Raw genomic sequence first — 24,249 nt, 5'->3', positions numbered from 1 at the left:
AATGTCCACCCTGGAGATCAAGGACCTGCACGTCGAAGTGCGGGGCGGGTCCAACAGCGACGAGGCCAAGCAGATCCTGCGCGGCGTCGACCTGACGGTCCGGTCCGGCGAGACGCACGCCATCATGGGTCCCAACGGGTCCGGCAAGTCCACCCTGGCCTACGCCATCGCCGGCCATCCCAAGTACGAGATCACCTCCGGCGAGGTGCTGCTGGACGGCACCGACGTGCTGTCGCTGAGCGTCGACGAGCGCGCCCGCCTGGGCCTGTTCCTGGCCATGCAGTACCCGGTGGAGGTGCCCGGCGTTTCCATGTCCAACTTCCTGCGCAGCGCGGCCACCTCGGTGCGCGGCGAGGCGCCGAAGCTGCGGCACTGGGTCAAAGAGGTCAAGCAGGCGATGGCCGACCTGGAGATCGACCCGGCGTTCGCCGAGCGCAGCGTGAACGAGGGCTTCTCCGGCGGCGAGAAGAAGCGGCACGAGGTGCTGCAGCTGTCGCTGCTCAAGCCGAAGATCGCGGTGCTGGACGAGACCGACTCCGGCCTGGACGTGGACGCGCTGCGGGTGGTTTCCGAGGGCATCAACCGCTTCCGGGCCTCCGGTGACGTCGGCGTGCTGCTGATCACCCACTACACCCGGATCCTGCGGCACATCACGCCGGACGTGGTGCACGTGTTCGCCGGTGGGCGGATCGTCGCCTCCGGCGGGGCCGAGCTGGCCGACGAGCTGGAGGAGCACGGCTACGTGCGCTTCACCCAGCCGGCGGCGGCACAGTAGCCCGGTCCGCCGGAAGGGAGGCGCAGATGACACTCGACGTCGTCAAGCTGCGGAAGGACTTTCCCCTGCTGTCCCGCACGGTCCGGGAGGACCGCCCGCTGGTCTACCTGGACTCCGGGGCGACCTCGCAACGGCCGCGCCAGGTGCTGGACGCGGAGCGGGCATTCCTGGAGCAGCACAACGCGGCCGTGCACCGGGGGGCGCACCAGCTGGCCGAGGAGGCCACCGACGCCTACGAGTCGGCCCGCGCGCGGATCGCCGGGTTCGTCGGCGTGGAGCCGGGCGAGGTGGTGTTCACCAAGAACGCCACCGAGGGCATCAACCTGGTGGCGTACGCGATGAGCAACGCCGGCGTGATCGGTTCCGAGCCGGCCGCCGCCCGGTTCGCGCTGCAGCCCGGTGACGAGATCGTCATCACCGAGATGGAGCACCACGCCAACCTGGTGCCCTGGCAGGAGCTGTGCCGGCGCACCGGGGCCACGCTGCGCTGGTTCCAGGTCACCGAGGACGGCCGGCTGGACCTGTCCGCCGACGCCGACCCGATCACCGAGCGCACCAAGCTGGTCGCGTTCGTGCACCAGTCCAACGTGCTGGGCACGGTGAACCCGGTGGACGAGCTGGTCCGCCGGGCCCGCCGGGTGGGCGCGCTGACCGTGCTGGACGCCTGCCAGTCGGTGCCGCACGCGCCGGTCAACCTGCGCGAGCTGGACGTGGACTTCGCCGCGTTCTCCGGGCACAAGATGCTCGGCCCGTCCGGGGTCGGCGTGCTGTACGGGCGGGAGGAGCTGCTCGCCGCGATGCCGCCGTTCCTCACCGGCGGCTCGATGATCGAGCTGGTGCGGATGGAGGGCTCGACCTACGCCCCGCCGCCGCAGCGGTTCGAGGCCGGCGTGCCGATGACCTCGCAGGCGGTCGGCCTGGCCGCCGCCGTGGACTACCTGAACGAGCTGGGCATGGCCGAGGTGGCGGCGCACGAGCGCGAGCTGACCGAGGCCGCGCTGACCGGTTTGGCCGGCGTGGAGGGCGTGCGCATCGTCGGCCCCACCGACCTGGTGGACCGGGGCGGCGCGGTGTCGTTCGTGGTGGACGGCATCCACGCCCACGACGTGGGCCAGGTGCTGGACGACCGGGGCGTGGCGGTGCGGGTGGGTCACCACTGCGCCTGGCCGCTGCACCGGCGGTTCCGCACGGCGGCGACGGTGCGCGCGTCGTTCCACGTGTACAACACGCCGGCCGAGGTAGACGCCCTGGTGGAGGGCGTGCGCGCGGCGCAGAAGTTCTTCGGGACGGCCTGACGTGCAACTCAGCCAGATGTACCAGGAGATCATCCTGGACCACTACCGCAACCCGCACGGCGCCGGGCTGCGGGAGCCGTTCGACGGGGAGTCCTTCCAGATCAACCCCACCTGCGGCGACGAGGTGACGCTTCGGGTGGTCGTCAAGGAAGACACCATCGCCGAGGTATCCCACGAGACGCTGGGCTGCTCGATCAGCCAGGCGGCCACCTCGGTGCTCACCGACCTGGTGGTCGGCCGGAGCGTCGAGGAATCGATGCGCATCCTGGACGCGTTCCAGGAGATGGTGCAGAGTCGAGGGACCGTCGAACCGGACGAGGACGTGCTGGGAGACGGTGTCGCCTTTGCCGGCGTGGCGAAGTACCCGGCCCGGGTCAAGTGCGCGCTGCTGGGCTGGATGGCGTTCAAGGACGCCGTGGCGCGGGTAACCGATGGCGGAGCGGAAGCGAACGGAGCGAACCGATGACTGACGCAGAAGTGGTGCGGGGCGCCGCCGGGATGCCCGAGCCCCCCGCCCAGCGGGCGGACGAGCCCAGCAAGGACGACCTGGAAGAGGCCATGCGCGACGTGGTCGACCCCGAGCTCGGCATCAACGTGGTCGACCTGGGCCTGGTGTACGACATCCGCGTGGACGGCGGGCGCACGGCCGTGGTGGACATGACGCTGACCTCGGCGGCCTGCCCGCTGACCGACGTGATCGAAGACCAGACCCGGGCGGCGCTGGTGAACTCCCCGGGCGGCGGCCTGGTGGACGACGTGAAGATCAACTGGGTGTGGATGCCGCCGTGGGGGCCGGACAAGATCACCGAGGACGGCCGCGAACAGCTCCGGGCCCTCGGGTTCACCGTCTGACCCCAGTACCGGAGTACTACTCGGCGCGATCTTGAACCGCCGCATACCTCGGGAGGTATGCGGCGGTTTTTATTGAATCTTCAATGTGTGGATTTGATTACCTCTAGATCAGCAGGAATATAAGACGTTGGACGTCGTCGGGTGTGCTGTTAATCTCCAACCTACTTCGGCGGTACTACCTCCGTAGCTTCCGTCTTCCGGCGTTTCCGCAGGACAACGGACGATCACTGATCCGGACACCATCGGCCCACTCTTTTAGGCGTGTTCGGTGTCCACCTTTAGAAGGAGATGGATCGGTCCGTCGGAGGGACGATTTCCCACGCCTCGCAAGGCAGGCTCGGTACCTGAACGGATGCGTCCGTTCGCCGAAGCGAGGGGGTAATAAACCGTGTACGTCGTGCAGAGTCCACCGGACCCGAGGCCCGCGACGCCCGCGATCTCGGACTGCACATTCGTGCCCGATCTCGGTGCGATGCTTGCCGCGGCGCCGAGCGCGGATGTGCAACTGCCCTGCCGGGGTGAGGATGCCGACCTGTGGTTCGCCGAGCGCCCGGCGCAGCTGGACCGCGCCCAGGCGCTCTGCCAGCAGTGCCCGATCCGCCAGCAGTGCCTGGCCGGGGCGCTGGAGCGGCGTGAGCCGTGGGGCGTCTGGGGTGGCGAGATCTTCGAGCGGGGCCGGACCATCCCGTTCAAGCGGGGCCGGGGCCGCCCGGCCAAGGTCCGGGACACCGACCAGCCCACCGTCGCCTGAGGGGAGAAGGGATCACCCGGGGGCGGCCGGCCCGTGTCTCCGTCGGGCGCCAAACTGGGCGCCCGACCATGCCCGGCTTCACCGGGACAGGGGCCGGCGGAGGCCCCACGCCTCCAGGCTGCGGTAGCCGCGCACGCTGAGCCACTGGTGGTGAACGAGCTCGAACCGCTCGTCCCCGCCCAGGGAGGAGCCCAGGTTGTGGTCCACCAGGATCGTGCCCGGCTGGGCGCGCGCGGTCAGCCGGGCGGCAATGTTCACCACCTCGCCGTAGACATCCCCGAACCGGGCCACCACCTGACCTTCGGCCAACCCGATCCGCACGTCCGGCAACCCGTCCGCCTCGGTCAGCCGGTCCAGCAGGCGCAGCGCGATCTCCGCGCCGACCGCCGGCTGGTCGGCCACGAACAGCACCTCGTCACCGACGGTCTTCACCACCCGGCCGTGGTAGGCGGCCACCACGTCGCTGGCGATCCGCTGGAAGCCCTCGATCAGCTCGGTGAGCTGGGCGGGGTTCAACCGCCGGGTGGCCCGGCTGAACCCGACCAGGTCGACGAAGCCGACGGTCAGCGTCTGGGTGTGCGACTCGTCGAGCAGCGCGGTGGGCAGCCGCCCGGCGGCGGCCGCGAGGTGCCTGCGCCACACGTAGGTCTGCATCATCTCGAGCAGCGGCAACACCCGGTTGCCCACGTCCAGCAGGTCCTCGCCGGACAGCCCACGGCCCCGCTGGTCGACCAGCTGGTAGACCATCTCCACCTGCCAGTCGGCCAGCCCGGCCATGGCCTGGCCGGTGGCCCGGCTGGCCGCCTCCTCGACGTCCGGCGAGATGGGGCCGGCCGCGTGCAGTTCGGCCAGGTTCACGATGGCCTGCCGGTCGCCCTCGGTGAACACCGCCTCGTCGTCGCCGACCTCGGGGAAACCCATGGCGCGCCACAGCCGCGCGGCCTGCTCCAGCGAGTAGCCGGTGTCCTTGACCAGCTCGTGCCGGGTGTACCGGCGGGGACCACCGAGGATCAGCTCCTCGACCCGCCGGTACAACGCGGAGGTGTCCTCCGCGTCCGGCTCGACGTCCGTGCCTCGGCGGCCGAATCCGAACAGCTGGGCCAGGCTGTCCAGCCAGACCCGATCGCGCTCGGTGCCGCCTTCGGTCACGAAGTATGAACGATGAGCACGTCCACGCCGGAGCGGCGGGCCACGCTCTGCGGCACCGAACCGAGGATGCGCCCGGTCAGGGTGTTCAGGCCGACGTTGCCCACGACCAGCAGGTTCGCCCCGGTGTCCGCGACCGCCTGGTCCAGCACGTCCACCGGCGGGCCCTGGATGGCCAGGGTCTCGACCTTGCTGGCGCCGGCCGAACGGGCGCGGTCGGCGGCGTCCCGCAGCACGCTTTCGGCCGGGGCGGAGCCGACCACCTGGTAGGCCTCGTCCTTGAGCACCTCGGCGGCGGCCTGTACCTCGGTCTTGCTGGCCGGCTCGTAGGCGCACACGATGATCAGCTCGGCGTTGGCGTCGCCGGCCAGCGCGCCGGCCCGGTCCACCGCGAGCAGTGAGGTCGCCGAGCCGTCGGAGCCGACAAGGACCTTCGCATAGGAGCCCATGGGGAGCCTCCCTCTCATGTTTTCGCTCGGGGCCGGACGCTACCCCACGCTGCTCCATTCGTGGACACCGGGAGGTGGGCTGACCAGCAATGATGACCCAATCAGGCGAAGCTTGGTCGCCCGGTCGACCTTGCCGAACACCCGCGCCATGGCCAGCGCGCAGCCGGCCGGGCGGTCCCGGCCACCCAGGAACGTCCACCGGTCGCGCGCCGGCAGGCCGAAGAACGCCTCGAAGAACGCGGGCAGGTCGGCCGGCGGCAGCCGCAGCATCAGTTCGAGCCCGTACCGGCGCAGCTGCCGCGCGAGCCGGGCCGACGGACTCCACAACAGGGCGTTCGCGCTGGTCAACGCCTTGGCCGGGGATTCGGTGAGACCCGCGGTCAGCGCCTGCGCGACGGCCGGAGCCAGGCGCAGCGCGTCCGCCAGCTGGTAACCGGTGGCCGGGTGGGTCAGCGGCGCGGCGGCGCCGAACCCGAGCACCCCGGGCGCCCGGTGTCTCGGCCGGTCCAGCGGGAACCGGACCAGCTCACGCGGCGCGCCGTCCGGCGGCCGGATGCCGCGCCCGGCCAGCCGCGCGCGCAGCCTCGCCTCCAGCACGTCCGGGCCCAGGCCCGGCCGGGCGGCCAGGGAGGTCTCCTCGAGCAGCACCCGGTCGCCGTCCAGCGGCACGGCGTAAAGGAACGTGCCTACGGCTCGTGAGTGCGGAGTGACGCTATAGCGATCCTCCTCACTCACGGGCGGCCCGGGGGGCCGCCAGTCCATGAACACCGCCGTGCCCGAGGGGCGCAGCGGTTCGGCCAACTCGGCCGGCAGCACCAGGCCGAAGGCGGTCTGCTCGGTGCACGCGCGCGTGCCCCGCGAGATGGCAAGCGGCTGGCCGTGGCCGCCGGCGTCGATCACCACGCCGGCCGGCGGAAGGTCGGAGGGCCGCGCCCGGCCGCGTTCCACCGGTACGCCGTGCGTGGCCAGCCGTCCGTCCAGCTCGCGGCGCAGCGCGGCGGCGTCGAACACCGCGTAGTCGCGGTCCAGCCGGTGCTCCCTCCGGGCGAACGCGGTGGCCGGCGCGGTGGCGGCCAGCACGTCCGGTGGCAACCACGCCGGCAGTTCGTCGCGCCAGCAGCCGTAGGTGGCCGGCCAGGGCCGGCCCGGCGACGGGTCCAGCAGCCGGGTGCGCAACCCGCGCTCGCCGCACGCGGCGGCCACCGCCCGCCCGGCCGGCCCGCCGCCGACCACCAACACGTCGTCCAGAGCGGCTCAGCCCAGGGAGCCGGTGGCCAGGATGCCGCCGTCCACCCGAACGGTCTCGCCGGTGATCCAGGACGCCGCGTCCGACACCAGGAAGCCGACCAGCCGGGCCACGTCCTCCGGGGAGCCCAGCCGCTTCATCGGGTAGGCGTTGGCCACCTGCTCCTCGCGGCCCTCGTAGAGCGCCGTGGCGAACTTGGTCTTCACCACCGCCGGGGCCACCGCGTTCACCCGGATACCCGGGCCGAGCTGCCAGGCCAGCTCCTCGGTCAGCCGGACCAGGGCCGCCTTGGCGGCCGCGTAGGCGCCGATCACGCCGGTGGACCGGAGCGCGGCGGTGGAGGACAGGTTCACCACCGAGCCGCCGTGTTCGCCCATCCACGCCTTGTGCGCCAGCTGCAGGAAACCCAGCCCGGCGACCACGTTGATGTCGAACACCTTGCGGACCGCGCCGAGGTCGGCCTCCATCAGCGCGCCGTACACCGGGTTGACCCCGGCGTTGTTGACCAGGATGTCCAGCCGGCCGAACTTCCGCATGACCTCCGCCACGGTCTCCTCACGGGAGCCCTCGTCGCCCGCGTTGCCCGGGATGCCGAGCACCCGCGCGTCGCCGTCGGCCTGATCGGCGGCCAGGGCGCGCACGGACTCGGCGAGCTCGTCCGGCTTGCGGGCGGTGATGGTCACCGAGGCGCCCCTGGCGAGGAGCTCGGCGGCGATGGCGTAGCCGATGCCCCGGCTGGCCCCGGTAACCAGGGCGGCGCGGCCGGAGAGATCGGAAAGATCCTGGGTGAGCGCGGTCATGGTTGCCGAGCCTAATTCCCGTTGGCCCATCACATACAATGGAGGCGTGGTCCGGACGAGCTAGCTGGCCGGGTAGCCCACCCGCTACGGCGGGCGGGCCGATCAGACCTGTCCGCCACCTCTGAGGGAGTGTCTCGTCCGAATGATTACCGCAACCGAACTCGAGTTGCGTGCTGGTGCACGGATCCTGTTGGACGGCGCCACGCTGCGCGTTGCCCCCGGCGACCGGATCGGCCTGGTCGGCCGCAACGGTGCCGGCAAGACCACCACGATGCGGGTGCTCGCCGGCGAGGGCCAGCCGTACGGCGGCTCGGCCACCGCCTCCAGCGCCGTCGGCTACCTGCCGCAGGACCCGCGTGAGGGCGACCTCTCGGTGACCGCGAAGGACCGGGTGCTCTCGGCGCGCGGGCTGGACCAGCTGCTGCGCCAGATGGAGAAGGCGCAGACCGCGATGGCCGAGCTGGTGGACGGCCCGGAGCGGGACCAGGCGGTACGCGACTACGGGCGCATCGAGGAGCGGTTCGCCGCGCTCGGCGGCTACGCGGCGGAGAGCGAGGCCGCGCGCATCTGCGCCCACCTCGGCCTGCCCGACCGGGTGCTGGAGCAGATCCTGGCCACGCTGTCCGGCGGGCAGCGCCGGCGGGTGGAGCTGGCCCGCATCCTGTACGCGGCCAGCGACGCGGGCGCGAACGGCCGGTCCGCCACCACGCTGTTGCTGGACGAGCCGACCAACCACCTGGACGCCGACTCGATCGTCTGGCTGCGCGGCTTCCTGCAGCGCCACGAGGGCGGCCTGGTGGTGATCAGCCACGACACCGACCTGCTGGCGGCCGTGGTGAACAAGGTCTGGTTCCTGGACGCCACCCGGGGCGAGATCGACACGTACAACATGTCCTGGCGGCGCTACCAGGAGGCGCGGGCCACGGACGAGAAGCGCCGCCGCCGGGAGCGGGCCAACGCGGAGAAGAAGGCCGCCGCGCTGCACCTGCAGGCGGCCAAGTTGGGCGCCAAGGCGACCAAGGCGGTGGCCGCGAAGAACATGGCTCGTCGGGCCGACACGATGATCGCCAACCTGGAGCCGACCAGGCAGAACGACAAGGTCGCCAAGATCCGCTTCCCGGAGCCGGCGCCCTGCGGGCGCACCCCGCTGACCGCCGAGGGACTGGCCAAGTCGTACGGCTCGCTGGAGATCTTCGCCGGGGTCGACCTGGCCATCGACCGGGGCAGCCGGGTGGTGGTGCTCGGGCTGAACGGCGCCGGCAAGACCACCTTGCTGCGGCTGCTGGCCGGGGAGGAGCAGTCGGACGCCGGCCAGGTGGTCGCCGGGCACGGCCTGCGGCTGGGCTACTACGCCCAGGAGCACGACACCCTGGACCTGGAGGCCACGGTCTGGGAGTGCGTGCGGCACGCCGCACCGGACGCGCCGGAGCAACGGCTGCGCACCCTGCTCGGCGCGTTCCTGTTCTCCGGTGATCAGCTTGACCAGCTGGCCGGCACCCTCTCGGGTGGTGAGAAGACCCGGTTGGCCCTGGCCGGGTTGGTCTCTTCGGCGGCCAACGTGTTGCTCCTGGACGAGCCGACGAACAACCTGGACCCGGTCAGCCGGGAGCAGGTGCTGGACGCGCTGCGCCGCTACGAGGGCGCGGTTGTGCTGGTCACGCACGATCCCGGCGCGGCGGAGGCACTCAACCCGGAGCGGGTCATCCTGCTTCCGGACGGCACCGAGGACCACTGGTCCGGGGAGTACCTGGAGCTCGTCACGCTGGCGTGATCACAACCTGATCACCCGAATGCGCACGATGATCACCCAGACGCGAAAGCCATTTGGCGCAACCGTTCACCGATCTTTATGTGGATCTCCTGGCGTTGATCGGGTCTGGTGGATCATCATGTCGACCACCGGGGATCCGGAGGGACGATCCCCATTCGGCGAAGGAGGGCCGCTCGCGTGGCCGACCTGAAGAAGGGTGCGCGGATCACTGGCACCCAGCGGGACAAGTTAGCCAGCGATCTCAAGAAGAAGTACGAAAAGGGGGCGAGCATCCGGGCACTGGCTGAGCAGACCGGGCGCTCGTACGGATTTGTGCACCGGGTGCTCAGCGAGACCGGGGTGCAGCTGCGTGGTCGAGGCGGTGCTACCCGCACGAAGAAGAAGTAGCCTCACCTCGCGGTGAGCTAAGGCGGTGTCGGGGGGCACCGCCCAGGCCGGTATATCACCGAGACGGACCGGTAAGCTGCGCCCGCCAGCCGAAGCGTGGCGTGGGCTTAGGGGGAAAACGTGCCGTTGGTCGGTGGTCTGCTCGGCCTCATCGGGTTGGCGCTGTGGATCTTCGCGCTGGCCGATCTGATTACCCGCGACGAATCCGAGTGCCAGCACCTGCCGAAGCTGTTGTGGCTGTTGCTGGTGCTGTTCGTGCCGTTCGCCGGTTCGGTGCTCTGGCTGGCGGTGGGCCGACCTCGGCGGGTCGGCTCGACCAGGGGAACGAGCCTCGAACGCTCGGCGCCGGCGTTCCCCGAGTACGACCGCCCGGGCCGGTTCGCCGCGCCCGATGCGGAATCCGACGCCGAGTTCCTGCGCAAATGCCGGGAGCGGGCGGAGGAACAGCGCCGGAAGGCGCGCGGGGAGAACGACTCCTGAAACCTCGCCCTTGACCTCGAGAATAGTTGAGGTTGAAGACTTGTTATCAGCGAAGAGGCTGATGACGAGGAAGCGAGGGCGCCATGGAGGGCGTGAACGGTTGGGCGATGGTGCAGTCCGTCGCCCGCAAGGGGGAGCTGGGCAACCGGGGCGTGACCAAGGGCACGGTCCGCCGGGTTGCCCGGTTCGCCGCCGGCTACCGGCGGCTCTTGGTCGTGTTCCTGTTGTTCACCATGGTGTCGGCGGTGATCGGGGTGGGCACGCCCATCTTGGCCGGCCGGGTGGTGGACGTGATCGTGGCCGAGAGCAGCGGCAGCGGAACGAGCATCGGCACAGCCGGGTCGTTGTCGGACGCGGCGGGCACGGTGATCCAGCTGGCCCTGGTGATCGCCGGGCTGGCGCTTCTGGACGCGCTGATCGGCCTGGTCACCCGCTGGCAGTCGGCGCGGATCGGCGAGGGGCTGATCCTGGACCTGCGCCGCGCGGTGTTCGGGCACGTGCAGCGGATGCCGGTGGCGTTCTTCACCCGCACCCGGACCGGCGCACTGGTCAGCCGGCTGAACAACGACGTGATCGGCGCCCAGTCGGCGATCACCGACACCCTGGCCAGCCTGGTTTCCAACGTGCTGCAGCTGGTGCTCACGCTGGCCGTGATGATCGGGCTGGCCTGGCAGGTGACGCTGTTCGCGCTGGTGCTGCTGCCGGTGTTCGTGCTGCCGGCGCGGCGGATGGGCGGCCTGATCGCCGGGCTGCGCCGCGAGTCGGCCGACCTGAACGCGGCGATGACCTCACAGATGGCCGAGCGGTTCTCCGCCCCCGGCGCGACCCTGGTGAAGCTGTTCGGCCGGCCGGACCGCGAGCTGGGCGACTTCACCGCCAAGGCGTCGCGGGTGCGGGACATCGGGGTGCGCACCGCGATGGTGTCCCGGTTGTTCCTGACCCTGCTCACCTCGGCCTCCGGGCTGGCCCAGGCGCTGGTCTACGGGTTGGGCGGGTACCTGGCGGTCACCGGGCGGGTGGCCCCGGGCACCGTGGTCAGCCTGGCGCTGCTGCTGTCGCGGCTGTACGGCCCGCTCACCCAGCTGTCCAACGCCAAGGTGGACGTGATGAGCGCGCTGGTCTCCTTCGAGCGGGTCTTCGAGGTGCTGGACCTGAAGCCGATGATCACCGAGAAGCCGGACGCCAGGGAGCTGCCGGAGGGGCCGGTCTCGGTGCGGCTGCGGGACGTGCGGTTCGGCTACCCGGCCGCGTCGCGGGTCTCGCTGGCCTCGCTGGAGGAGGTGGCCACGCTGGACTCCCGGGGCGGCGAGGAGGTGCTGCACGGCGTCGACCTGGACGTGCCGGCCGGCTCGCTGGTCGCGCTGGTCGGTTCCTCGGGCGCCGGCAAGTCCACCCTGGCCGGCCTGGTGCCGCGGCTGTACGACGTGGACGGCGGCTCGGTGGAGCTGTCCGGGGTGGACGTGCGGGATCTGTCCATGCCGGCCATCCGGGACGCGGTCGGCGTGGTGACCCAGGACGGGCACCTCTTCCACGACACCATCCGGGCCAACCTGCGCTACGCGCGGCCCGAAGCCACCGACGCCGAGCTGGTCGAGGCGATGCGCCGGGCCCGGCTGGGTGAGCTGCTGGACTCGCTGCCGGACGGGTTGGACACCGTGGTCGGCGAGCGCGGCTACCGGCTTTCCGGCGGGGAGCGGCAGCGGCTGACCATCGCCCGGCTGCTGCTGGCCCGGCCCGCGGTGGTGGTGCTGGACGAGGCCACCGCGCACCTGGACTCCGACTCCGAGGCGGCGGTGCAGGAGGCCCTGGCCGAGGCCTTGCACGGCCGCACCGCACTGGTCATCGCGCACCGGCTGTCCACCATCCGGGGCGCCGACCTGATCGCGGTGGTGGAGCACGGCCGGATCGTGGAGCGGGGCACCCACGAGCAGCTGCTGGCCGCCGGCGGGCGGTACGCCGAGCTGTACGAGCGGCAGTTCGCCGGCTCGGCGGAGGCCCGGGCTTCCGTCGCGGGGTGCCCGGAGCTCTGCGCCTCGGCGGCCTGAGGGCTCGGTGGGAATCGGTCTTCGTTCAGGCGGGTGGGTGACGGTCTAAAGATCGGCTTGGACGGCCGCGGCTGGCGGGCTCCCGCCGCTTGGGTGCGGCCCCTTGCGCCGGGCGCGGGCGCCGGCGACCCTCTCGCTACGGAGCGTGATGGCCAGTGCGGCTTCGTCGCGGGTTCGCGCCGCCGCGCTCGCCGAGTGCTGGTTCAGTCCGATTTGATCATGGAATCCACCGGACTGAGCTGGCACTCGAGGAAGACGACCGCTCCGACCAACCGCAGACCGACCACGGTCCGTAACCGCGACGCGAGCGGCCGCGCCTAGGTGGCCGGCCGCAACGCGAGGGCCGCGCCCAGGTGGCCGGCCGTAACGTGAGGGCTGCGCCTAGGTGGCCGGCCGCAACGCGAGGGATCGCACTCAAGCGGCCGGCCGTAACGTGAGGGCCGCGCCCAGGTGGCCGGCCGCAACTCGACGGCCGCACCCAAGCGGCGGGAGACCGTCCTGGCCGCGGCCGTCCAAGCCGATCTCTAAAGCGGCGCCGACCCACCTAACCGGAGGCCTTGCCCGATGCGGTTGCCGGGCGGGCACGGATGATCGTTGTCTCTGGCGGCTCGACCGCGCTGAGCGCTGCGCGACCGCCGGGGACGTCGATCACCGGACGGGGCCCTTCGGCGCCCGGCCGAGGCCCGTACGCTGCGACGGTGGCGAACGATGACGAGCGGATCGCGCTGTTCCTGGACTACGAGAACCTGGCCATCGGGGCGCGGGACGGATTGGGGGTGTCCCCGTTCGACTTCGGCCCGGTGGCCGACGCGCTCGCCGAGCGTGGCCGGGTGGTGGCCCGGCGGGCCTACGCCGACTGGTCCTACTTCGAGGCGGACCGGCGGCTGCTGGCCAAGGCGAACGTGGAGCTGATCGAGATCCCCCAGCGGATCGGCGGCTCGCGCAAGAACGCGGCGGACATCAAAATGGCGGTGGACGCCATCGAGCTGGCCTACGAGCGCGGCTTCGTCACCACGTTCGCCATCGGCACCGGCGACTCCGACTTCACCCCGCTGGTGCAGAAGCTCCGTGAACTGGACAAACGGGTGATTGGCATCGGGGTTCAGTCGTCCACGTCGGCGCTGTTGCCGCCGGCCTGCGACGAGTTCCTGTTCTACGACCGGCTGATCGGCGAGCCCGCGGTGAGCCGGCCCCGGCGCGGGCGCAGGCGCGCGCCGGACGCGAAGGCCGACCCGGAGCCGAAGACCGACCCGAAGGCGGACATCAAGCCGGACCTGCCGGCCGAGGAACCGGCCGGCCCGGCGGAGGAACCGGCCGGCCCGGCCGAGGACGGGGACGTCGGCCAGCTGGTGGTGCGCACGCTCACCGGCCTGCAACGGCTCACCGACGGCCCGGTGCTCGCCTCCCGGCTCAAGCGGGCGGTGTTGCGCAAGGACCCCACCTTCGACGAGGCCGACCACGGCTTCCGGGCGTTCGGCGAGCTGCTGCGCAACCTGGAGAGCCAGCGGGTCGTCCAGCTGCGCCCCGGCTCCGCGCAGGGCGACCCCGAGGTGTCCTTCCCGGAGGACGAGTCGGCGGACCACGACGCGTTCGAGCTGCTGGTCGAGGTGGTCGGCGAGCTCCAGGGGCCGGACGCGTCACCTCAGCTCAGCGGGTTGAAGAACCAGCTGCGCAAGCGGGCGCCGGAGTTCAGCGAGAAGCGTTACGGATTCAACAGCTTCCTGTCCTTCGCGAAGGCGGCCCGGGCGCGCGACCTGATCACCATGAAGTGGGACGAGGACGCGGACGACTACCTGCTCCGGGTGACCAAACCCGGCTAGTGCCCCCGCGTGCGCCGAACTGGGCGCACGCTCAGCAAGCGCGTTCCGCGCTAGCCTCGACGGACGCTGCTCTCCACCACGTCCAGCGCGGAGCGCAGGTCGTCGGCGGGCAGGCCCATCGCCAGGTGTGAGATGAGTCCCTCGAAGGCCAGCTCCAGGTAGCGGGTGAGCACCGGGATCGGCACGTCCGGCCGGACCACGCCGGCCTGCCGCTGCCGTTCCAGCCGGCCCTGCACCGCCTCGGTCAGCTCGCGGGAGTGCTTCTCCCAGTCGGCGCGGAACGCCGGGTCGGTGCGCAGCCGCCGGGAGATCTCCAGCCGGGTGCCCAGCCAGCTGATCCCGGTGCCCCCGAGGGCGGCGTCGGCGAGCACGTCCCGCATCACCTGCACCAGGCCCTGGTCGGCGACCACCTGGGCCATCCGCCGGGAGTCCTGCCGGGCCAGCTCGAGGAACAGCGAGTCCTTGTCGCCGAAGTGGTGGAAGATGGCGCCCCGGGACAGCCCGGTGGCCTCTTCGAGCCGCCGGACCGTGGCACCTTCGTAGCCGTACCGGCTGAAGCAGGCGCGAGCACCGTCCAGGATCTGCTCGCGACGTGCGGCCAGGTGGCCAGCGCTTACGCGGGGCATCCACCCAGCGTAGTCGTTAACAGGCCGTATGTACGGATTGTCAGGTGGTTCGGCGCACCCGGCGTCCAATTATTACGGCCTCAGCCGGCGCCCTGCTTTTGTCGGGGTCCTTGTGTAGCGTCGATCCGGAGCTGGACGAGTGATATCCGGGAGGTCGGGAGATGTCACCGCGTGCGGCCGCCAAGGCGCGCAAGAACGAGTCGAGCCTGGCGGAACGGGCTGTGCGGGTGCTGCGCAGCCGGGAGGAGGCCGAGGCCTACGTGGCCTCGGTGTGTTTCAAGCACGGCCCACCCCGGTTGCTCGGTGTCGAGCTGGAGTGGTTACTCACGCGCCGAGCGCGCCCACCCCATCCGCTCGACGCGACAACCCTCGCGGACGCACTCGGTCCCCATGCCCCAACCTCGCTAGCCCCCGATTCACCAGCACTTCCCTTGACTTTCGGTTCCACGGTCACGGTGGAGCCCGGTGGCCAGGTAGAGCTCGCCAGTCGCCCCTACGAGCGGCTCGACAACTTGGTCCACGAGGTCCGTTCGGACGCGGCAGAGTTGCACGCCCGACTCGCCTCCCACGATCTTTACCCCGGCCGGTCAGCGGCCGACCCGGTGCTGCCCGCGCACCGGGTGCTCGGCACGCCCAGGTACACGGCGATGGAGACGGCCTTCGACCGGCTGGGCAGCGAGGGACGCAGCATGATGTGCTCCACCGCCGCCGTGCAACCCTGCTTCGACCTGGGCGAGCGCGACGACCTGGAGCTGCGCTGGACCGCCCTGCACGCGCTGGGTCCGGTGCTCATCGCAGCCCTGGCCAACTCGCCGACCCTGCACGGCCGGCGCACCGGGTGGAAGTCCTCCCGGATGGCCGTCTGGTTGGCGCTCGACCCGCCGCGCACCGCGCCACCGGAGCCCGGCCAGGCCGACCCGGTGGCCGGCTACGCCCGGCGGGCGATGGACGCGGGGGTGATCTGCCGGCGCGGGCCGGGGGACTGGGTGACCCCGCCCGGGGTCAGCTTCGCCGACTGGCTGGCCGGCGCGATACCCGTCCCGCCGACCACCGAGGACCTGGACCTGCACCTGTCCACGCTGTTCCCGCCGGTCCGCCCGCACGGCCACGTGGAGGTGCGGTACGTGGACGCGCAGGTGGGCGACGAGTGGGTGGTTCCGGTTGCCGTGCTGGCCGCACTGCTCGCCGAGCGGAAGACCACCGAGGCCGCGCTGCTGGCCTGCCTGCCGGTGGCCGGCCGCTGGCTGGACGCCGCGCGCGTCGGGCTGGCCGACCCGGCGCTGGCCAAGGCCGCGGCCGAGGTTTTCACCCTGGCCGGTGACGCGCTGCCCGCGCTGATCGGCCCGGGACCGGTCCGCGCGCTGGTGTCCAGGGCCGTGCTGCGGGCGCTGCGCGGCCGTTGCCCCGGAGATGACCTGGCCGACACCGCCGACATCCCGAACATCGACTCGGGAGGAACCCCGTGACCGACACTCCGCTGATCGAGATGACCGCCGACACGCTGCGTGACCACGTGACCGCCGAGCTGGCCAGGGGGCGGGCGCGCAGCGCCGTGCTCACCGAGTCGGTCGACGAGGCCGACCTGGTGCGCCAGCACTCGCCGCTGATGTCCCCGCTGGTCTGGGATCTGGCGCACATCGGCAGCCAGGAGGAACTCTGGCTGGTGCGGGACGTGGGGGGCCGGGCGCCGCTGCGACCGGAGATCGACGGGCTGTACGACGCCTTCCAGCACTCCCGGGCCAGCCGGGTGGAGCTGCCGCTGCTCACCCCGGAGGAGACCAGGGACTACGTGGCGCAGGTGCGGGAGAAGGCGCTGGACGCGCTGCACGACAGCCGGCTGAGCGGGCGGCGGCTGGAGGAGCACGCGTTCGTCTTCGGCATGATCGTGCAGCACGAGCAGCAGCACGACGAGACCATGTTGGCCACCCACCAGCTGCGCGCGGGTGCCCCGGTGCTGAACGCCGAGCCGCCCCCGCCGCCGGTGGCCCCGCCCACGGCGTCCGAGGTGCTGGTCCCGGCCGGCCCGTTCACCATGGGCACCTCCACCGAGCCGTGGGCGCTGGACAACGAACGGCCCGCCCACCGGGTCGACCTGCCCGCCTTCGTGATCGACACCGCGCCGGTGACCAACGGCCGGTACGCCGAGTTCGTCGACGCCGGCGGCTACACCGATCCGCGCTGGTGGAGCGAGGAGGGCTGGCGCCACCGGGTGGAGGGCGACCTGGCGGCCCCGCTGTTCTGGCACCGGGCGGACGGGCGTTGGTGGCGGCGGCGGTTCGGCGTGGTGGAACCGGTGCGCGAGGACGAGCCGGTGGTGCACGTCTGCTTCCACGAGGCCGCCGCGTTCGCTGCCTGGGCCGGCCGGCGCCTGCCCACCGAGGCGGAGTGGGAGAAGGCCGCCCGCTGGGACCCGGCCACCGGCCGCTCTCGGCGCTACCCGTGGGGCGACGAGGACCCGACCCCCGAACACGCCAACCTGGGCCAGCGCCACCTCGGCCCGGCCCCGGTCGGCGCCTACCCGAAGGGGGCGTCGCCGCTGGGCGTGCACCAGCTCATCGGGGACGTGTGGGAGTGGACCTCCTCGGGCTGGCACCCGTACCCGGGCTTCCAGATGTTCCCGTACCCGGAGTACTCCGAGGTGTTCTTCGGCGGGGACTACCGGGTGCTGCGCGGCGGCTCGTTCGGGGCCGACGCGGCGGCCGTACGGGGCACCTTCCGCAACTGGGATCACCCGATCCGCCGGCAGATCTTCTCCGGTTTCCGGTGCGCCAGGGACGCCACTCCCGCCGAAGCCGGACGGGTGGCGTAACCGGGGTCATGTGCCGTCATCTGGCTTACCTGGGTCCACCGCGCCCGCTGTCCGAGCTGCTGCTGACCCCGGAGTACGGCCTGCTCCGGCAGTCCTACGCGCCCCGGGACATGCGCGGCGGGGGCACCATCAACGCGGACGGCTTCGGCGTCGGCTGGTATCCGGGCGCGGGCGCCGTGCGGGCCCGCCAGCCGGTCCGGTACCGCACCGAGCGGCCGTTCTGGACCGACGCCTCGTTCGCCGACCTCGCGCCGGTGACCGAGTCCGGCGCGGTGCTCGCGGCCGTCCGGTCGGCGACCGCGGGGATGCCGGTGGTGAGCACCGCGTGCGCCCCGTTCACCGACGGCCGCTGGCTGTTCAGCCACAACGGGGTGGTCACCGGCTGGCCGGGTTCGGTGGCCGGCCTGGCCGGCGCGCTGCCGGTCACCGACCTGCTCACGTTGGACGCGCCGACCGACGCATGCCTGCTCTGGGCACTGGTGCGGGCCCGGCTGCGCACCGGCGCCGACCCCGCCGACGTGCTCGCCGGCGTGGTCCGCGAGGTCGCCGGCGCGGCCGGGGGCTCGAAGCTGAACCTGCTGCTCACCGACGGCCGGACGGTCTACGCCACCGCCTGGCGGCATTCGCTGGCGGTGCGTGAGGAACCGGACGGCGTGCTCGTCGCCTCCGAACCGCATGACGAACTGCCCGGCTGGGTACCGGTCCCGGACGGTCACCTGGTGGTGGCCCGCCCCGGTTCCGCCACCACCCAGCCCGTGGAACGCCTGACCCATCGCACCCGCCCCACCCACCCCGAAGGAGCCCGATGACGACCGCCGTGCTCGACGTCTATCTGACCGAGGCCGACGGCCAGGCCGCGCTGCGCGCGGACGCCAGGGCGGGGCTGACCGCCATCCCGAAGGTGCTGCCGCCGAAGTGGTTCTACGACGCGCGCGGCAGCGAGCTGTACGAACGGATCACCGAGCTGGCCGAGTACTACCCGTTCAACGCGGAGCGGGAGATCCTGCGCGAGCGGGCCGGCGAGATCGCCGCCGCCTCCGGGGCGGAGACGTTGGTCGAGCTGGGTTCCGGCTCCTCGGAGAAGACCCGGTGGCTGCTGGACGCGCTGACCGAAGCCGGCACGCTGCGCGGTTACCTGCCGCTGGACGTGTCGGAGAGCGCACTGCGGGACGCGGCGAGGTCGCTGGCCGAGGAGTACCCGGCGCTGTCCGTGCACGGCATCGTCGGGGACTTCACCCAGCACCTGGGCCGCATCCCGGCGCGCGGCAAGCGCCTGCTCGCCTTCCTCGGCGGCACCATCGGCAACCTGGTGCCCGCCGAGCGGGCCGACTTCCTGCACTCGGCCCGGGCCGCGCTGCGGCCGGGCGAGCAGCTGCTGCTGGGCGCCGGCCTGGTGATCGACCCGGCGACCATGGTCACCGCGTACGACGACCCGTCCGGGGTGACCGCCGAGTTCAACCTGAACGTGCTGCGGGTGCTCAACCGCGAGCTGGACGCCGACTTCGACCTGGGCGCGTTCCGGCACGTCGCCCTGTGGAACGCCGAGCGGGAGTGGATCGAGATGCGGCTGCGCGCGACCCGCCGGATGATCGTGCACGTCGCCGAGCTGGGCCTGGATGTTCCCTTCGCCGAGGGCGAGGAGCTGCTCACCGAGGTGTCGGCCAAGTTCCGCCGCGACGGCGTGCGCACCGAGCTGAGGGCGGCCGGCTTCGAGCTGACCGAATGGTGGACCGACTCGACCAACCGCTTCGCCCTCACCCTCGCCACAGCGCTGTAGCAGAACTCCCTAGGGGGCGAGCCGAGCCACCGCATCCACCGGGTCGACCCGTTCGACGCCGGGGATTCCGTCAAGGTCGCGGTCCGAGGACACGATCAGCCCGATACCCCGGCGTAGCGCGGTGGCCACGTGCAGCGCGTCTCGCACGCCAAGCCGAGGGTGGCCGACCAGCATGGTGAGGGCCGTGCTGAGGTCCTCCGGCTCGAGCGCGTGCAGCCGACACATCGCGGCAACCTGGCGGGACAGTTCGGCCACCGACTTGGGGGCCAACCCGCGCCGACGCAGAATGTGCGCAAACTCGCCGACCAGCTCCACGCTGGCTTCGCCGCGTAAAATTCCCCGGCCGGTGAGTTCGATGATCTGCCGGCACGGCTCGCGGTACGGATGTTCGGCGCCACGCGCGTAGACGAACACCGCGGTGTCGAAGAGGAAACGGGTCACGGGGCGGAGGGTCCGTAGTAGTCGTCGAGTTCGCCCTTGACGTCGGCCCAGTCGCCGAACGCGATCGGGTCCGCCGCGAGGAACCGGCGTGCAGCCTCGGCGCGGTCCGGTCCATCGTCGGGAAACGCCGCATCGATCGCCTCACGCACGATCGTGGCCACCGAAGTGCCCCGTTCGCGCGCAGTGCGTTCCAGGCGCGCATAGCGGGGCTCGTCCAACAACACCTGAAGGCGCCGAGTGAGCTCCGCAGACATGCTCATACATTAGCATGTGCAGGTCTGCGGAGCCCCTCGCCCGCTAGTTGTCGGCGAGCATGCGGCGCAGGACGTACTGCAGGATGCCGCCGTTGCGGTAGTAGTCGGCCTCGCCGGGGGTATCGATGCGGACGACCGCGTCGAACTCGATCTTTTCCCCGCCCGGCTTCGTCGCGGTGACGTGCACGGTGGACGGCGTGGAACCGTCGTTCAGGCCGGTGACCCCGCTGATGTCGAAGGTCTCGGTGCCGTCCAGGCCCAGCGAGGAGGCCGACTCGCCGGACGGGAACTGCAGCGGCAGCACGCCCATGCCGATCAGGTTGGACCGGTGGATCCGCTCGAACGACTCCACGATCACCGCTCGCACACCCAGCAGCGCGGTGCCCTTGGCCGCCCAGTCCCGGGACGAGCCGGAGCCGTACTCCTTGCCGCCCAGCACGACCAGCGGGATGCCCTCAGCAGCGTAGTTCTGCGCGGCGTCGTAGATGAACGCCTGGGGGGCGTCGTCCTGGGTGAAGTCCCGGGTGTAGCCGCCGCTCACGTTGTCCAGCAGCTGGTTGCGCAGCCGGATGTTGGCGAACGTGCCCCGGATCATCACCTCGTGGTTGCCCCGGCGGGATCCGTAGGAGTTGAAGTCCTTCTTCTCCACGTCGTGCGAGGTGAGGTACTGGGCGGCGGGGGTGCCCTCCTTGATCGCGCCGGCCGGCGAGATGTGGTCGGTGGTCACCGAGTCGCCGAGCAGCGCCAGCACCCGGGCACCGGAGATGTCCGCCACCGGTTCCGGCGACGCCGCCATGCCGTCGAAGTACGGGGGCTTGCGGACGTAGGTGGACTTGGCGTCCCACTCGAAGGTCTTGCCCTCCGGAGTGGGCAGCGACCGCCACCGATCGTCGCCGGCGAACACGTCGGCGTAGTCCTTGGTGAACATCTCCTGGTTGATCGACGAGTCGATCACCTGCTGCACCTCGGCCGGGTTCGGCCAGATGTCGCGCAGGTACACCGGCCGGCCGTCCGTGCCGGTGCCCAGGGGCTGGTTCTCGAAGTCGAAGTCCATGGTCCCGGCCAGCGCGTAGGCGATCACCAGTGGCGGCGAGGCCAGGTAGTTCATCTTCACGTCCGGGTTGATCCGGCCCTCGAAGTTGCGGTTGCCGGACAGCACGGAAACCACCGAAAGGTCGGCCTCGTTCACCGCCGCCGAGATCTCCTCGGGCAGCGGGCCGGAGTTGCCGATGCAGGTGGTGCACCCGTAGCCGACCAGGTGGTAGCCCAGCTTCTCCAGGTACGGCCACAGGTTGGCCTTCTCGTAGTAGTCGGTGACCACCTGCGAGCCGGGCGCCATGGAGGTCTTCACCCACGGCTTCACCGACAGCCCTCGGTCCACCGCGTTCTTGGCCAGCAACGCCGCGCCGAGCATCACCGACGGGTTGGACGTGTTGGTGCACGAGGTGATGGAGGCGATCACCACCGCGCCGTGGTCCAGCACGAAGTCGCCGCGCGACTCCGAGCGCACCTGGGTGGGCTTGGACGGGCGGCCCTGGCCGCCGTTGGCCGCGGAGTGGCTCACCGTCGGCTCGGCGTCGTCGTCGGCGAAGCCGACCGCCGGCGAGTCGCTGGCCGGGAAGGACTCCCGCCCGGCCTCGTCCACGTGGTTGTGCGGGGTGGCGGGGGCCTCGGCGTCGTCGGTGTAGTCGTGCAGCGACTTGCGGAAGGAGGACTTGGCGTCGGACAGCGCGATGCGGTCCTGCGGGCGCTTCGGGCCGGCGATGGACGGCACCACCGTCGACAGGTCCAGCTCGAGGGTCTCCGAGTAGTGTGCCTCGGCGGCCGGGTCGTGCCAGAGGCCCTGCTCCTTGGCGTACGCCTCGACCAGGGCGATCTGCTCGGCGGACCGGCCGGTGAGCTTCAGGTAGCGGACCGTCTCGTCGTCGATCGGGAAGATCGCGCAGGTGGAGCCGAACTCGGGGCTCATGTTGCCGATGGTGGCCCGGTTGGCCAGCGGCACCGCCGCCACGCCCTCGCCGTAGAACTCCACGAACTTGCCGACCACGCCGTGCCGGCGCAGCATCTCGGTGATGGTCAGCACCACGTCGGTGGCGGTGGCGCCGGGCGGGATCTCGCCGGTCAGCTTGAAGCCGACCACCCTCGGGATCAGCATGGACACCGGCTGGCCGAGCATGGCGGCCTCGGCCTCGATGCCGCCGACGCCCCAGCCCAGCACGCCCAGGCCGTTGACCATGGTGGTGTGGCTGTCCGTGCCGACCAGGGTGTCCGGGTAGGCCTGGCCGCCCCGGGTCATCACGGTGCGGGCCAGGTGCTCGATGTTGACCTGGTGCACGATGCCGGTGCCCGGCGGCACCACCTTGAACTCGTCGAACGCCCCCTGGCCCCAGCGCAGGAACTGGTAGCGCTCCTTGTTGCGGCCGTACTCGAACTCCACGTTGCGCTCGAAGGCGTCCGGGGTGCCGAAGATGTCGATGATCACCGAGTGGTCGATGACCAGCTCGGCCGGGGCCAGCGGGTTGACCTTGGACGGGTCCCCGCCCAGCTCGGTCACGGCCTCGCGCATGGTGGCCAGGTCGACCACGCACGGCACGCCGGTGAAGTCCTGCATGATCACTCGGGCCGGGGTGAACTGGATCTCCGTGCTCGGGTCGGCCGCCGGGTCCCACTCGGCCAGCGCGCGGATGTGCTCGGCGGTGACGTTCGCGCCGTCCTCGGTGCGCAGAAGGTTCTCCAGCAGCACCTTGAGGCTGTACGGCAGTCGTTCGGCACCCTTGACCGCGGACAGCCGGAAGATCTCGTGTTCGGCGTCGCCGACCTTCAGGGTGCCGCGTGCGCCGTAGCTGTCAGTCGGGTTTGTCGCACTCACGTCGCGTCCTCTCCTACGAGCCTGGTCCCCGTGCTCGGGTGACCGGGACCGGGGTGGTGGTACGGGCGTCACCGGCAGTCTTTCGCATACCCACTGAACGGGTATCCGGTGGACCCCTATCCCAAACAGTACGCGCGTACTGCTTGAAAGTCGAGCGTGCGGTGATCGCCACAGTTTGTGACCACCATCGGTGTGGGTCCCGCGATATCCGCCCCCAAAGTGAGAAGGTCCGGACGATCTATCGATCACGGACGGGTGGAGGTCGGTCGTGCATCGCTGGCGGGCGTACGCGCGGCGGGCTGCCGTCGTCGTGCTGGTCGCCACGGCATTGGCCGCATCCATGGTCGGCGGTAGCGGGGTGGCGCTCGCCGACCCCGCCCCGCCGCCGACGCCCCCGCCGAACCCGTCCGACCAGCAGCTGGAGCAGAGCCGGCAGGACGTGACCACCGCGGCCGGACAGGTCGGCAAGCTGACCAGCCAGCTGGCCGAGGTGCAGGCCAAGGCCGACCAGCTGGGCCTGAAGCTGCAGGCCCGTCAGGAGAGCGCGAACAAGGCGCTGGTCGACCTGCAGGCCGCCGAGCAGGACGCGGCCGCCGCCGCGGCGCGGGCGGACGCCACCCGGACCGAGTCGGCGGCGGCGGCGAACGCCATCGAGGACGCCCACCGGCAGCTGGACGAGTTCATCGCGGTCGCCTACCAGCAGGGCGCACAGGCCGGCGCGCTCGGGCTGCTGCTCGAGGCGGCCAACCCCGAGGAGCTGGTGGAGCGGGCCGAGCTGACCCAGGCGGTGGCCGACCAGCAGCGGGACGCGCTGGACGCACTGCAGCGGGCCAGGGTGGCCAAGGTCAACGCCGACTCGCTGGCCCGCGCGGCGCACGAGGAGGCGCGGGCCAAGCAGGCGGCCGCGGCCGGGGCGAAGCGCACGGCCGACGGCGCGGTGGCCACCGCCCGGACGGCCGTGGCCGCCGGCATGGCCGAGCTGAACCAGGTCAACACCCAGCGCGACCTGATCGAGCGCCAGCTGGACACGCTCACCTCCCGCGACGCCGGCCTGCGGGCCCAGCGCCAGCGGTACCTGCAGTACCAGGAACAGATCGCCGCCGCGGCCCGGGCGGCCCAGGCGGCCGCCGCCGGGCGGGTGTCCCGGGGTGGCGCGACCGGGGGCATCCAGGCGGTGATCGACCGGGCGGTGTCCCAGGTCGGCGTCAGCTACGCCTGGGGCGGCGGCAACTCGGGCGGGCCGACCAAGGGCATCAAGGACGGCGGCGTCGCTGACTCGTTCGGCGACTTCCGGAAGACCGGCTTCGACTGCTCCGGCCTGATGATCTACGCGTTCGGCGCGGCCGGCATCGGGCTGCCGCACTTCAGCGGCTACCAGGCGAACAAGGGCCAGAAGGTCCCGATCTCCCAGATCAGGCCCGGGGACATGCTGTTCTGGGCCGACGACGGGGGCGTGCACCACGTGGCGCTCTACCTCGGCGACGACCAGATGGTGGAGGCGCCGTACTCCGGCGGCAAGGTCCGGATCACCCCGCTCCGCCGGGACGGGCTGCTGCCCTACGCCCGCCGGCTGATCTGACGGGTGTCTTCACCTCGGTTATACGGCCGACGCGGTTGGGTGTGCCGTAGACCCGGGGGGATTCTCCGAGTTACGGC

Annotated in this window: 23 protein-coding genes; 15 read left to right on the top strand and 8 right to left on the bottom strand. The window is 71.6% G+C overall.

The window, feature by feature from the left end:
- Position 1: 1 nt before the first annotated feature.
- The 5 genes from sufC (at position 2) to ABEB12_RS37240 (ending at position 3,673) form a co-directional block, all read left to right on the top strand.
- Positions 2-775: a Fe-S cluster assembly ATPase SufC gene (gene sufC, locus ABEB12_RS37260; protein WP_185060645.1), complete on the top strand. Its 774-nt coding sequence runs from the start codon at positions 2-4 to the stop codon at positions 773-775.
- A 26-nt stretch (positions 776-801) separates the two neighbouring features.
- Positions 802-2,070, top strand: coding sequence for a SufS family cysteine desulfurase (locus tag ABEB12_RS37255; protein ID WP_185060646.1), 1,269 nt, complete (start codon positions 802-804; stop codon positions 2,068-2,070).
- A gap of 1 nt (position 2,071) precedes the next feature.
- Positions 2,072-2,536, top strand: coding sequence for a Fe-S cluster assembly sulfur transfer protein SufU (gene sufU / locus ABEB12_RS37250; protein WP_185060647.1), 465 nt, complete (start codon positions 2,072-2,074; stop codon positions 2,534-2,536).
- Positions 2,533-2,922: an iron-sulfur cluster assembly protein gene (locus ABEB12_RS37245; RefSeq protein ID WP_185060648.1), complete on the top strand. Its 390-nt coding sequence runs from the start codon at positions 2,533-2,535 to the stop codon at positions 2,920-2,922. Before sufU ends, ABEB12_RS37245 begins: the two co-directional genes overlap by 4 nt.
- A 472-nt stretch (positions 2,923-3,394) precedes the next feature.
- Positions 3,395-3,673, top strand: a complete 279-nt coding sequence (locus ABEB12_RS37240) for a WhiB family transcriptional regulator (protein ID WP_185061359.1) — start codon at positions 3,395-3,397, stop codon at positions 3,671-3,673.
- 78 nt (positions 3,674-3,751) lie between these two features.
- On the opposite strand, the gene ABEB12_RS37235 is transcribed toward ABEB12_RS37240, so the two are convergent.
- The 4 genes from ABEB12_RS37235 to ABEB12_RS37220 are packed head-to-tail and all read right to left on the bottom strand — an operon-like array spanning position 3,752 to position 7,314.
- Complete coding sequence (locus tag ABEB12_RS37235) at positions 3,752-4,822, bottom strand: adenylate/guanylate cyclase domain-containing protein (RefSeq protein ID WP_185060649.1); 1,071 nt, start codon at positions 4,820-4,822, stop codon at positions 3,752-3,754.
- A complete protein-coding gene (locus ABEB12_RS37230; RefSeq protein ID WP_185060650.1) occupies positions 4,819-5,268 on the bottom strand; it encodes a universal stress protein in 450 nt (149 codons plus the stop codon). Before ABEB12_RS37230 ends, ABEB12_RS37235 begins: the two co-directional genes overlap by 4 nt.
- A gap of 39 nt (positions 5,269-5,307) precedes the next feature.
- Positions 5,308-6,507: a lycopene cyclase family protein gene (locus ABEB12_RS37225; RefSeq protein WP_345703480.1), complete on the bottom strand. Its 1,200-nt coding sequence runs from the start codon at positions 6,505-6,507 to the stop codon at positions 5,308-5,310.
- Positions 6,508-6,522: 15 nt separating this feature from the next.
- On the bottom strand, positions 6,523-7,314 hold the full coding sequence (locus ABEB12_RS37220; RefSeq protein ID WP_185060651.1) for a glucose 1-dehydrogenase: 792 nt from the start codon (positions 7,312-7,314) through the stop codon (positions 6,523-6,525).
- A 142-nt stretch (positions 7,315-7,456) separates the two neighbouring features.
- Here ABEB12_RS37220 and ABEB12_RS37215 point away from each other — a divergent pair, with 142 nt between their 5' ends.
- The 5 genes from ABEB12_RS37215 (at position 7,457) to ABEB12_RS37195 (ending at position 13,817) form a co-directional block, all read left to right on the top strand.
- Positions 7,457-9,085, top strand: a complete 1,629-nt coding sequence (locus ABEB12_RS37215; protein WP_185060652.1) for an ATP-binding cassette domain-containing protein — start codon at positions 7,457-7,459, stop codon at positions 9,083-9,085.
- Between the two features lie 177 nt (positions 9,086-9,262).
- Entirely contained in the window at positions 9,263-9,472 is a 210-nt protein-coding gene (locus ABEB12_RS37210; RefSeq protein ID WP_185060653.1) for a helix-turn-helix domain-containing protein, read from the top strand.
- Between the two features lie 120 nt (positions 9,473-9,592).
- Positions 9,593-9,952, top strand: coding sequence for a PLDc N-terminal domain-containing protein (locus ABEB12_RS37205; RefSeq protein ID WP_185060654.1), 360 nt, complete (start codon positions 9,593-9,595; stop codon positions 9,950-9,952).
- Between the two features lie 107 nt (positions 9,953-10,059).
- Positions 10,060-11,997 (top strand): ABC transporter ATP-binding protein, encoded by a 1,938-nt coding sequence (locus ABEB12_RS37200; protein ID WP_425572310.1) that lies wholly within the window; start codon positions 10,060-10,062, stop codon positions 11,995-11,997.
- 698 nt (positions 11,998-12,695) lie between these two features.
- Entirely contained in the window at positions 12,696-13,817 is a 1,122-nt protein-coding gene (locus ABEB12_RS37195) for a PIN domain-containing protein (protein WP_345703479.1), read from the top strand.
- Between the two features lie 50 nt (positions 13,818-13,867).
- On the opposite strand, the gene ABEB12_RS37190 is transcribed toward ABEB12_RS37195, so the two are convergent.
- Positions 13,868-14,443, bottom strand: a complete 576-nt coding sequence (locus tag ABEB12_RS37190) for a TetR family transcriptional regulator (RefSeq protein ID WP_185060657.1) — start codon at positions 14,441-14,443, stop codon at positions 13,868-13,870.
- 161 nt (positions 14,444-14,604) lie between these two features.
- On the opposite strand from ABEB12_RS37190, the gene egtA reads away from it, so the two are divergent.
- Genes egtA through egtD form a run of 4 tightly spaced genes read left to right on the top strand, consistent with a single transcriptional unit; the run spans position 14,605 to position 19,029 of the window.
- Positions 14,605-15,909: an ergothioneine biosynthesis glutamate--cysteine ligase EgtA gene (gene egtA / locus ABEB12_RS37185; RefSeq protein WP_185060658.1), complete on the top strand. Its 1,305-nt coding sequence runs from the start codon at positions 14,605-14,607 to the stop codon at positions 15,907-15,909.
- Positions 15,910-15,929: 20 nt separating this feature from the next.
- On the top strand, positions 15,930-17,252 hold the full coding sequence (egtB, locus tag ABEB12_RS37180) for an ergothioneine biosynthesis protein EgtB (RefSeq protein ID WP_185061361.1): 1,323 nt from the start codon (positions 15,930-15,932) through the stop codon (positions 17,250-17,252).
- A gap of 8 nt (positions 17,253-17,260) precedes the next feature.
- Positions 17,261-18,061 (top strand): ergothioneine biosynthesis protein EgtC, encoded by an 801-nt coding sequence (gene egtC / locus ABEB12_RS37175; protein ID WP_185060659.1) that lies wholly within the window; start codon positions 17,261-17,263, stop codon positions 18,059-18,061.
- Entirely contained in the window at positions 18,058-19,029 is a 972-nt protein-coding gene (gene egtD, locus ABEB12_RS37170) for an L-histidine N(alpha)-methyltransferase (protein WP_185060660.1), read from the top strand. The genes egtC and egtD overlap by 4 nt, the downstream gene beginning before the upstream one ends.
- A gap of 9 nt (positions 19,030-19,038) precedes the next feature.
- Here egtD and ABEB12_RS37165 read toward each other — a convergent pair whose 3' ends face one another.
- Genes ABEB12_RS37165 through ABEB12_RS37155 form a run of 3 tightly spaced genes read right to left on the bottom strand, consistent with a single transcriptional unit; the run spans position 19,039 to position 22,593 of the window.
- Positions 19,039-19,470, bottom strand: a complete 432-nt coding sequence (locus ABEB12_RS37165; protein ID WP_185060661.1) for a PIN domain-containing protein — start codon at positions 19,468-19,470, stop codon at positions 19,039-19,041.
- The gene (locus ABEB12_RS37160; RefSeq protein WP_221497676.1) at positions 19,467-19,724 is read right to left on the bottom strand and encodes a ribbon-helix-helix protein, CopG family; all 258 of its coding nucleotides are present in this window, start codon (positions 19,722-19,724) and stop codon (positions 19,467-19,469) included. Before ABEB12_RS37160 ends, ABEB12_RS37165 begins: the two co-directional genes overlap by 4 nt.
- A 43-nt stretch (positions 19,725-19,767) precedes the next feature.
- Positions 19,768-22,593 (bottom strand): aconitate hydratase AcnA, encoded by a 2,826-nt coding sequence (locus ABEB12_RS37155; RefSeq protein ID WP_185060663.1) that lies wholly within the window; start codon positions 22,591-22,593, stop codon positions 19,768-19,770.
- A 268-nt stretch (positions 22,594-22,861) separates the two neighbouring features.
- Here ABEB12_RS37155 and ABEB12_RS37150 point away from each other — a divergent pair, with 268 nt between their 5' ends.
- On the top strand, positions 22,862-24,172 hold the full coding sequence (locus tag ABEB12_RS37150; protein ID WP_345703478.1) for an NlpC/P60 family protein: 1,311 nt from the start codon (positions 22,862-22,864) through the stop codon (positions 24,170-24,172).
- The last annotated feature ends 77 nt before the right edge of the window (positions 24,173-24,249 follow it).

This window comes from Actinospineispora eucalypti, from assembly GCF_039543365.1.
Lineage (GTDB): Bacteria > Actinomycetota > Actinomycetes > Mycobacteriales > Pseudonocardiaceae > Pseudonocardia > Pseudonocardia eucalypti.
This window is presented reverse-complemented; position numbering and strand designations above follow the sequence as displayed.